Below are 11,073 nucleotides of genomic sequence, written 5' to 3'. Positions count from 1 at the left end.
GTGAGGCGTTTTTTCCATCACCATTCTTGCAACGGAAATAGGATGCTTAATATGTTCCAAACACGCCACCGAACCAATATTTGAATATTCGTCCATGATGCAAGCATCTAATGTTACGCGACCATCTCTATCTGGGCGACCGCCGTAACCGACACTTCTTTCATTTGGATCGCCTTCTGGAATTTTTACGCCAGCTTCTACAGCATCTAAAGCGCGACCTTTATTTTTCAGCACTTCCCAAGCGGCTTCGTTGGCTTGCAAACCGAAATTCCATGTAGAAAGTACGATAGGTTTATTCACTTTTCCTGAATTGATATCGATTTCAGCTTCTTCAGATTTCCCATTGAAAGCTTGAAACGCTACGCCAGCAGTTGCTAATGCGGTTGTCTTTAAAAAATTTCTTCTGTTTGTCATTATTCTACACTTATTTCGTCTACAAATAACCAACTGTTGGAACCTGCGCCTGGATTTCCATCTGAAATGATTCCGTTGTTTTCTGCAATAACTTTTATAAATTGAACATTTTGTTTGTCAAATTCAACTACAATTTTTCCTTTATTCTTATGAATTTCTTCAGAAGAAACAATCGTAATAGAATAGTAGTTTTTACCATCTTTTGAAACTGAAATTCCGATGCTTTTTGGATAATAAATCCAACTTCCTTCTGATGAAAGGGTATTAATACTGATTTTTGAAATCGTTTCTATTTTATCTAAATCGATTGTAGCGTTCATATCTTTTCCCCAAAAGCCTAACCAATCTCTTCCAAATTTAGAAGTATTTCCTTTCATTCCATCTACCAAAGTAAAAGGACCACCAATTCCATAATTTTCATGTGGTTGATGAACCAATTCTATCTTTTTCCCAGTTGATTTAGTGATGAAAAACGATTGCTCGATAGTAGCACTTTTTGCTTTTCCGTTTTCGAAATAAGCCGCTCTTATGGTTTGATTTTTAGTAACTAGAATTGGTGTTTCGTAATAAATAGAATTCGTATTCGGTTCTGAGCCATCGGTTGTGTATTTGATTCCGTTTGGATTTGCTGATTTTAATTCGAATGCTACTCCGTGTTCGGCAGGTTGCACTTTGGAAGTTACTTCAAAAATGGCTTTGCTGTAATTGATTCCTTTTTTGTCATAGATTTCAAAATGTGAAATCAATCTTTTTTCGAATTCTTTATATTCTTTCGGATTTGATGTTCCCCAAACCACTTCGGAAAGCGCTGCTATTCTTGGAAAAACCATATATTCGGCATGTTCTTGCGTGTTGATATATTCCGTCCAAAGATTGGCTTGAGCACCTAAAATATATTTCGATTCATATGCGGAAAGTTCCTTTGGAATTGGATTAAAAGAATACACTTTTTCCACATTGGTATAACCACCAAAAGCAATCGGTTCGTTTTTAGGTTCGCCTTGATAATGATCGAAATAACAATGAGAACCTGGCGACATCACTACAAAATGTTTTTGTTTGGCTGCTGCAATTCCGCCTTCTGTACCGCGCCAACTCATTACGGCTGCGTTTGGTGCTAATCCACCTTCGAGAATTTCGTCCCAACCGATGATTTTTCGACCTTTACTATTGACAAATTTTTCAATTCTTTGGATGAAATAACTTTGTAATTCGTGTTCGTCTTTTAAGTTTTCATCTTTGATTCTTTTTTGACAATGCGGACAATTTTTCCAGCGTACTTTTGGAGATTCATCACCGCCAATATGAATGTATTCAGAAGGAAATAAATCCATAACTTCTGTTAGAACATTTTCTAAAAAAGTAAACGTTTCGTCTTTTGGACAAAAAACATCTTCTAAAACGCCCCAAGTTTTTCCCACTTCAAAAGGTCCACCAGTACATGAAAATTCAGGATACGACGCTAAAGCAGCTAAAGCGTGACCTGGCATTTCGATTTCAGGAATAATGGTGATGTGGCGTTCTTTGGCGTAAGCTACAATTTCTTTGATTTCTTCTTGGGTATAAAATCCGCCATAGCGAATGTCGTCAAAAGTTTGGTCGGTGTAATGTCCAACCATAGATCCGTTTCGCCAAGCGCCGACTTCGGTTAATTTTGAATATTTTTTGATTTCGATGCGCCAACCTTGATCATCGGTTAAATGCCAATGAAAGGCGTTCATTTTATACATGGCTAAATAATCAATGTATTTTTTGATGAAATCTTTTGGGAAGAAATGACGACAAACGTCTAAATGCATACCGCGCCATTGGAATTTAGGTTCGTCGATTATACTTAAACAAGGTATTTTAATTTCGAGTGATTTTTCTAATGGAAGCAATTGAATTAATGTTTGAATACCGTAGAAAATTCCATGAGCTTCAGTTGCTTTTACAACCACTTCATTCTTTGAAATTGATAAATTATACCATTCCTTAAAAGACTTTTTCTCTTCAATAATTTTAGTTAAAAATACAATTTTAGACTTTTCTTTGGACGAAGTTGTAATTTCTAAATTTAATCCTAATTGTTGCTTTATGATTTGTTGTAAATACTTTGCTTCAAAAGAATTTTTATCGGCTTGAATCACTGTTTTCGAGTTCATAACAAAAGAACCAGAATGAAATTCAATGTTTTGCGGCTTCGGAATTAAATTAAGATTTTGTTGGGCTACGCTAATTACAGAAATAAGCAACAACAAAGTCAAGATTTTATATTTCATTGGAGTTGTGTTTGTTTGGCTAAAATTAAATAAAAAAACCGCACATTACTGAGCGGTTTTCATTATTTGTGTCAAAAAAGTTTATTTTTTTCCTAGTTCAGCAATTTTTGCTTCAACTTCTAAATCGTCTCCTTCAAAAACTTTTTCTTCAGTAGTTTCTTTACCATCAACTTTTTTAGTAATAGTAACCGTAGCTTTTACTTTTCCGTTAGCTTCTTTTTCTTTTTTAACTTTAATATCAATGATTTCTTGATGTTTGTCATGGTTGCAATTTGGTCCGTGAACGTGCGCTGCTTCTCCGATGTATTTTCCATTTTCATCATATTGAGACATGCATTTTTCTTTACATTCATCTGAACATCCGTTAGCTTCACACATTTTTGCACATTCATCTTTTGTCATTGTAGCCCATTTCGATAAATCACATTTTCCTTCCGTACAAACCATTTCTTTTTTGTCTCCAGAACAACAAGCCCCTTTTTCAGTTGTAGCACCATGACCTCCTAAGATTGGAGCGATTACTAAACCAATCAAACACGTTAATTTGATTAAAATGTTCATTGATGGTCCAGAAGTATCTTTGAATGGATCTCCAACAGTATCTCCAGTTACAGCTGCTTTGTGTGCATCAGAACCTTTGTATGTCATTTCACCATTAATCATAACTCCGGCTTCAAATGATTTTTTAGCGTTATCCCAAGCTCCACCAGCGTTATTTTGGAACACTGCCCAAAGAACACCTGAAACGGTAACTCCAGCCATATAACCACCTAACATTTCAGCGATTAATTGGTTGTTATCTGCGTAAACTAATTTACCTAATAATACAATTGCAATTGGGAAACCAATCGTTAAAATTCCTGGCAACATCATTTCGCGTAAAGCCGCTTTTGTAGAAATCTCAACACATTTTCCGTATTCTGGTTTACCAGTTCCTTCCATAATTCCTGGAATTTCTTTGAACTGACGACGTACTTCGTACACCATGTCCATTGCAGCTTTACCTACAGAATTCATTGCTAATGCAGAGAATACAACTGGAATCATACCTCCAACGAATAACATTGCTAATACAGGAGCTTTGAAAATATTAATACCATCAATTCCTGTAAACGTTACATACGCAGCAAATAAAGCTAACGAAGTTAAAGCTGCAGAAGCGATTGCGAAACCTTTTCCAGTTGCAGCAGTTGTATTTCCTACTGAATCTAAAATATCTGTACGAGTACGCACTTCTTTTGGTAATTCACTCATTTCAGCGATTCCACCTGCGTTGTCTGAAATTGGTCCGAACGCATCGATTGCTAATTGCATTGCTGTTGTAGCCATCATTGCAGAAGCTGCTAAAGCAACACCATAAAATCCTGCTAAAGCATAAGTTGACCAAATAGCAGCTCCGAATAATAATACGGTTGGGAAAGTTGAAATCATACCCGTAGCTAAACCAGCGATTACGTTAGTTCCTGCTCCAGTTGAAGATTTTTGTACAATTGCTAATACTGGTTTTGTACCTAATCCTGTGTAATATTCTGTAACTGATGAAATAGCTCCACCAACAAATAATCCGATTAAAGTAGCGTAGAAAACACGCATTGCTGAAATTTCTTGTGCTCCTTCTCCGAAGAATTCCATTGTCATTACTTCAGGAAGCATGAATTTCACTAAAAAGAAACAAGAAACGGCTGTTAAAGCGATAGAAACCCAGTTTCCAATGTTTAATGCTTTTTGTACTTGAGCTTCTTTAGCATCGTCACTTGAAATTTTGACTAACATTGTTCCAATGATAGAGAATAAAATTCCGAAACCTGCGATTGCCATTGGTAATAAAATTGGTCCAATTCCGCCAAAAGCGTCATCGATTTTACCACCCATATCTTTAATTACATAATTTCCTAGAACCATTGCCGCTAAAACGGTTGCTACATACGAACCAAATAAATCAGCACCCATTCCGGCAACGTCTCCAACGTTATCACCAACGTTATCTGCAATTGTAGCAGGGTTACGTGGATCATCTTCTGGAATACCAGCTTCTACTTTTCCTACTAAGTCTGCACCAACGTCAGCAGCTTTAGTGTAAATTCCTCCTCCAACACGTGCGAATAATGCGATAGATTCAGCACCTAATGAAAAACCAGCTAATGTTTCTAAAACAACTGTCATTCCATCAGTATCTGTCCAAACTCCGCCCATGAACAATTGGAAAAACACGATAAAGAAACCTGTTAATCCTAAAACTGCTAAACCAGCAACTCCTAATCCCATCACGGTTCCACCACCAAAAGAAACTTTTAATGCTTGTGGTAAACTTGTACGAGCTGCTTGCGTTGTTCTAACATTTGTTTTTGTGGCGATTTTCATCCCCATATTTCCTGCTAAAGCAGAAAAAATAGCTCCAAAAATGAAAGCTACAACTATTAATAAATGCGTTTTAACTCCTGGTATAAAAGTAATACCTGCCAATACAACACTAGCTATCAGTACAAATATCGCTAATAGTCGATATTCAGCCTTTAAAAAAGCTAATGCTCCTTCGTAGATGTAATCTGAAATTTCTTTCATTTTTCCATCTCCGGCGTCTTGTTTAAGAACCCAAGCGCGTTTGGCAGCCATAAATGCCAATCCTAATAGTGCCATGACTATAGGAACATAAATCATCATTGATTCCATAAAATATAATTTAGTTTTGGTGTTTGTTAATTTTATGGTAATATTAAGAAAATAAAACAAAAAAGGCAATATTTTATTAAAAATACTGCCTTTTATTTATTTCAAAAAAAGAAATTATTTAATGCTAAATAATCCTTCTGGTTTATTTTCTAATTCTTCGAAACGTTTAGTGCACTTCACTAAAATTTCTTTTGCTTCATTAACGTCTCCCCAACCTTCAACGTCAACTTTTTTGTTTTCTAAATCTTTGTACACTTGGAAGAAGTGTTCGATTTCTTTAATTAAGTGAGGATTTACATCACTTAAATCGTTTAATTTATTCCAAATTGGATCTGAAACTGGTACACAAATTACTTTTTCATCTGGACCTTTATCGTCTGCCATGTGGAAAACACCAATTGGTTTTACTTCCATCACACAACCTGGAAAAGTTGGTTCGTTTACTAAAACCAAAACATCTAATGGATCACCATCTAATGCTAACGTTTCTGGAATAAATCCGTAATCTGCTGGATACATCATTGACGAAAATAACATTCTGTCAAAACGCATTCTTTTTAATTCAAAATCGTACTCGTATTTGTTTCTACTTCCTCTTGGAATCTCAATCAATACATCAAATGTAGTAATTTTATCTGCTGTCATTTTATCTTATGTTTTTAAAACGGGTGCAAAGTTACCACTATAAAACATGAGAAACAAAAGAGTTTTGCAAAAAAAGTATAGATTTTACAAAGATTTAATATGTGATTTTTCTCCCTCTTTTTTCAAGGTAATAATGCCAAAGAAAATAAGTTGCTACTGAGCGATAAGGTTTCCATTTTTGAGCATAACTTTCCATTTCTTCTTTCGTATGAATATCTAAAAGTTCTTTCATGGTATTTACTACTGCAATATCTCCGAGTGGAATTATATCCAACGAATTAAGGCAAAACATCAAATAAATATCAATTGTCCAATTACCGATGCCTTTGATTTTAATTAATTCTTCTCGAACAACATCAGCATCTTTAAAAGCTAAACTTTCTAAATCTAATTCTTTTGACAAAATGGCTTCAGCAAGTGCTTTTATGTATTTTGTTTTTTGCCGACTTACGCCACAAGAACGAAAATCTTCTTCTGAAAAGGAAAATACATTTTCAATTGAAAAATCAGGAATCGCAATCTTTAACTTATTAAAAGTAGCTTTTGCAGAATCTATAGAAACTTGTTGTTCTAAAATTAAGAGCACTAATGTTTCAAAACCTTGAGGCCTTTTTGGCTGAACAGGAATGCCGAATTGCTGACTTATTTGTTTAAAAACTTTGTCTTTTTTGTATAAATATGCAATTGCCTCTTCCATTAAAAATAGAACCCAAATGAAGCTCTTATAGCAAATTTCCTAGCATCAGGCATTTCTAAGTAACTTCCTCTCCAAGCAAAATCAATACGCATTACTTTGAAAATATTTCCAACACCTGCATGGTATTCCCAATAAATATCTTCTGGAGCAACATAAGTTAACCCTGAAGCATTTAACATTACATTTTCATCAGAAACTCTACCGTAAACCCCTTTGATTCCAATGATTTCTCGTAAATTTAATTTTCTTAAAAGCGGCACTCTTGAAAACAATCTACCGTTAAAATGATGCTCTAAATGCAATGAAGCATACTCATCTGCTACAAAATCGTAGTAATCTAATAAGTTATACGTGTTTTCGATTACAAACCATGATTGATTTCCAGGAATTACTCCCATTAAACCAAGAGGTACTTCTCCGAAAATTTTACCCGTTTCAAAAGTGGTAAACAATCTACCAAAACCACCTATTAAAGCAGGTTGACGGTAATAAAGTTGTAATTTTTGATAATTAAAATCGCTATTTAAAACTCCTTTTAAGCCCTGACTATAACTCAGAAAAACTCGAGCATAATTGAAATCTACATCCATACGATCAACACCATAACCTACGGTTTTGCGTTTTGGAGTATATTCTGCAACTAAATTTATTTCTGATTGTTTTACTTCATTTTTTATTTCGGTTTGTGTTAAATCGGTATAATAATCCAAACTAAATTCGTTTGAAGCCGATTTTAATGTTCTGTAAGTTAGATTCGTTTGAAAAGTAAAATTCTTTGCTGGTTCAATTTCAAATCCTAAAGTTGTAAGATTTACAGAAGTTAATTGATTATTTACACCACTTGCAAATAATGCTGATGAGGCAAAACTTCGCCCTAAAACATCATTAGAAGTAGTTAAACTCACACCCATTTGTTCTACATCGCGACGATTTCCTACTGATAAAATCAACCTTTTTTTAGGATTTACCATCCATCTACCCGAAATTCCGTATTTGAATTGATTATCTCTAAATCCGTAAGCCGTGTAGCCTTGAATACGCCACTTATCATGAGAACCAAAATAAGTTCTACCACCAACTCTTATTCTTTGACCTTCAACATCATTATATCCGAAGGTCGAAAAAATAGGTCCGTAATCCATTTTCCACTTAGGAATTTCGATATATCCACTCCCTAAAATTGAAGCAAGACTGTAAATTCGTTTAAAGCGTGGCACTTCTTTTAAAGTATCGAGCATTTTGTAAATTCCCGCTTCATTCTTATTTAAAGCTTCGAATCTATTTTCTTCCCAGTACTCATCGGGTTTATTAAACACCGCATTATCGTAAAAATTAACCTCTTCTTTGTAAAATTTATCGTCTTTTTTAATGTCGAATTTATGATTTTTAGCTAAAGTTGTTCTTTTTCCGTAAACTCCTCTTGATTCTTCTTTTTTAGAAAAACTAAAATCAGACATCATATAATCTCTTTTCAATAAGAAAACAGAATCGTTCAAAACTTCGTATTCTTGCTCTATATAAATTTCTTTTACCCAGTTGATATTAGCACTTTTACTGGCTTCTAAATTGATTTTCTTGATAGCAAAAGTGGTATCGTTTACCCAAAAATCACCTTTAAAAGTCAATTCGTTTTTACGTCTTGGATAGTACACAATATTATAACACCATTTATTATCGATGTACATACTATCATTTAATACATAATTATAAACGTTGATTCCTGTTCTTGATAACGGACTCACGAAATCTTTATCGAAAAATTTTAGATAGTTGTCATAAATATCAAAATCGGCATATAAATCTTTGATGAATGTATTTACTCCATCTCCAGAACCAAATCCAGAGTTTTTATTAGCTTTTGTAATTTCTTTTGTTTTTTTCGCTTCATTATCACCATAAACTTCACTTAGTGTTTCATTTATGAAAATTGGCAAATAGGTTTTTCCAGAAATACTTGAAGTGTCAATTTGATCAAAAACAAACTCCATTCCTTTAAACACTTTGCTGTTCATGAAAGCGGAATCTATCGTATTTAAGTCAAATTCAACCTTTTCGTATTTGTCATACTCATATTGCTTGAACATTTTTAGACCGTTTTTACGTCGACGTTCCCAAATTTTTCGCAATATATCAATCGCTGGATTGTTCTTTTTAGAAGTTTTTCCTGTATAAATGACCACTTCTTTAAGTTCCGTTCCCGACTTTAATTGAATTTTTAAACCTGAATTTAAACCAGGTTTTAATGATATTTCTTTCTTTTCAAATCCCACATAAGAAACCACTAAAGTGGAATAATTTTCTTTAGATTCGAAGTAGAAATTTCCATTTTCATCGGTAATAACTCCTTCTTTTGAGTTTTTGAATATAACATTTGCAAAAGCTATAGGATCACCAAATTCGTCAGTTACATTTCCACCAACCTTGGTTTGCCCAATAACCATTGAGCTCAGAAATAAAAAGAATAGTACTATTTTTGTCTTCATAGGAAAAAAAAACTTCATCAGAAAGTTACTGATGAAGCTTCAAATATAATAAGTTAATTGTTATTTATACATAACTTTTTTAACAGCTTTAATTACATCTTCAGAATTTGGCAACCATTCTTTTAATAAAGTTGGCGAATATGGCGCTGGAGCATCCGCTGTTGTAATTCTCTGAACTGGTGCATCTAAGTAATCAAATGCTCTTTCTTGAACCATATAAGTAATCTCAGAAGCAACTGAAGCAAATGGCCACGCTTCTTCTAAAACTACTAATCTATTTGTTTTTTTAACCGAATTAATAATGGCATCATAATCCATAGGACGAACCGTTCTTAAATCGATGATTTCACAAGAAATACCTTCTTTAGCTAATTCATCAGCAGCTAAATGTGCTTCTTTGATAATTTTTCCAAAAGAAACAATCGTTACATCAGTTCCTTCTCTTTTGATATCGGCAACTCCTAATGGAATCGTGTATTCTCCTTCTGGCACTTCACCTTTATCTCCATACATTTGCTCTGATTCCATGAAAATAACTGGATCATTATCACGAATAGCCGATTTCAATAACCCTTTAGCATCATAAACTGTAGATGGAACTACTACTTTTAAACCTGGAGTGTTAGCAAACCAGTTTTCAAAAGCTTGCGAGTGAGTAGCACCTAACTGACCTGCAGAAGCTGTTGGACCTCTAAATACCATTGGCATTGGAAATTGTCCAGCAGACATTTGGCGCATTTTTGCTGCGTTGTTGATAATTTGGTCAATACCTACTAATGAGAAGTTGAACGTCATAAACTCTACAATAGGACGATTCCCGTTCATAGCCGAACCTACAGCAATTCCTGCAAATCCTAACTCTGCAATAGGAGTATCAATTACACGTTTTGGTCCAAACTCATCTAGCATCCCTTTTGAAGCTTTGTAAGCTCCATTATATTCTGCTACTTCTTCACCCATTAAATATATTGATTCATCGCGACGCATTTCTTCGCTCATCGCTTCACAAATAGCTTCTCTAAATTGTATCGTTCTCATGAAAGTAATTTCTTTGAATTATGATTGGCAAAAGTAAGAAAAATAAAATTATTCCAATTCGTTATTAAAAAAAATGGCAACACTTTCTACTAAAACGTTTTAGCGTTAAAAATATTCAATCAAAACACAAAACACAACTCCGTAATTAAACTATTCCTAAAAAAAAGCTAATTTATCTAAGAAAAACATATTTATTATGCGTGCATAGTTTTTATTTAGAAATTATTTTGTATTTTTGGGACTGAAAATATTCACTAACAAAATACATAAAAATGAAAATATTAGTTTGCATCAGTCACGTACCTGATACTACTTCAAAGATTAATTTTGTCAATGGTGACAGTGAATTTGACACTAACGGTGTTCAATTTGTAATTAATCCTAATGACGAATTTGGTTTAACAAGAGCCATTTGGTTTAAAGAGCAACAAGGCGCAAATGTTACGGTTGTAAATGTTGGTGGAGCTGACGCTGAAGCAACTTTAAGAAAAGCATTAGCAATTGGAGCAGACGAAGCAATTCGTATTAATGCAAATCCAACAGACGGAATGTTTGTTGCAAAGCAATTAGCTGATGTAGTTAAAAATGGAGGTTTTGATTTAGTTATCGCTGGAAAAGAATCGTTAGATTACAATGGCGGAATGGTTCCAGGAATGATGGCAGCTATGTTAGGATACAATTTCGTAAATGCATGTGTTGGTATCGATGTAAACGGAAACGACGCAAAAGTAACTAGAGAAATTGATGGTGGAAAAGAAATCGTTTCTGCAAGTTTACCATTAATTATTGGTGGTCAAAAAGGTTTAGTAGAAGAAAAAGATTTACGTATTCCAAACATGAGAGGTATTATGATGGCAAGAACTAA

Annotated in this window: 8 protein-coding genes; 1 reads left to right on the top strand and 7 read right to left on the bottom strand. The window is 34.1% G+C overall.

What is annotated here, in order from left to right; genetic code table 11:
• The 7 genes from L6Q46_RS09385 to L6Q46_RS09355 all read right to left on the bottom strand — a co-directional run.
• A partial coding sequence (locus tag L6Q46_RS09385) for an isoaspartyl peptidase/L-asparaginase (protein ID WP_291284084.1) occupies nucleotides 1-414 on the bottom strand: 414 nt, incomplete at its 3' end.
• Nucleotides 414-2,675 carry a family 20 glycosylhydrolase gene (locus L6Q46_RS09380; RefSeq protein WP_291284083.1) on the bottom strand — a complete coding sequence of 754 codons (2,262 nt, stop codon included), beginning with the start codon at nucleotides 2,673-2,675 and terminating at the stop codon, nucleotides 414-416. The genes L6Q46_RS09380 and L6Q46_RS09385, both read right to left, overlap by 1 nt.
• 81 nt (nucleotides 2,676-2,756) lie before the next feature.
• Nucleotides 2,757-5,345, bottom strand: a complete 2,589-nt coding sequence (locus L6Q46_RS09375) for a sodium-translocating pyrophosphatase (RefSeq protein ID WP_291284082.1) — start codon at nucleotides 5,343-5,345, stop codon at nucleotides 2,757-2,759.
• A gap of 114 nt (nucleotides 5,346-5,459) precedes the next feature.
• Nucleotides 5,460-5,990 (bottom strand): inorganic diphosphatase, encoded by a 531-nt coding sequence (locus L6Q46_RS09370; RefSeq protein ID WP_073582210.1) that lies wholly within the window; start codon nucleotides 5,988-5,990, stop codon nucleotides 5,460-5,462.
• A gap of 94 nt (nucleotides 5,991-6,084) precedes the next feature.
• Nucleotides 6,085-6,687, bottom strand: a complete 603-nt coding sequence (locus tag L6Q46_RS09365) for a DNA-3-methyladenine glycosylase 2 family protein (RefSeq protein WP_291284081.1) — start codon at nucleotides 6,685-6,687, stop codon at nucleotides 6,085-6,087.
• On the bottom strand, nucleotides 6,687-9,170 hold the full coding sequence (locus tag L6Q46_RS09360; RefSeq protein WP_291284080.1) for a DUF5686 and carboxypeptidase-like regulatory domain-containing protein: 2,484 nt from the start codon (nucleotides 9,168-9,170) through the stop codon (nucleotides 6,687-6,689). Before L6Q46_RS09360 ends, L6Q46_RS09365 begins: the two co-directional genes overlap by 1 nt.
• A gap of 60 nt (nucleotides 9,171-9,230) precedes the next feature.
• Nucleotides 9,231-10,217, bottom strand: a complete 987-nt coding sequence (locus L6Q46_RS09355; RefSeq protein WP_291284085.1) for a pyruvate dehydrogenase complex E1 component subunit beta — start codon at nucleotides 10,215-10,217, stop codon at nucleotides 9,231-9,233.
• A gap of 263 nt (nucleotides 10,218-10,480) precedes the next feature.
• Here L6Q46_RS09355 and L6Q46_RS09350 point away from each other — a divergent pair.
• A partial coding sequence (locus L6Q46_RS09350) for an electron transfer flavoprotein subunit beta/FixA family protein (RefSeq protein ID WP_291284079.1) occupies nucleotides 10,481-11,073 on the top strand: 593 nt, incomplete at its 3' end.

This window comes from Flavobacterium sp., assembly GCF_023151265.1.
Classification (GTDB): domain Bacteria; phylum Bacteroidota; class Bacteroidia; order Flavobacteriales; family Flavobacteriaceae; genus Flavobacterium.
The sequence above is the reverse complement of the archived record's forward strand: the minus strand, read 5'-3'. Positions and strand labels throughout refer to the sequence as shown.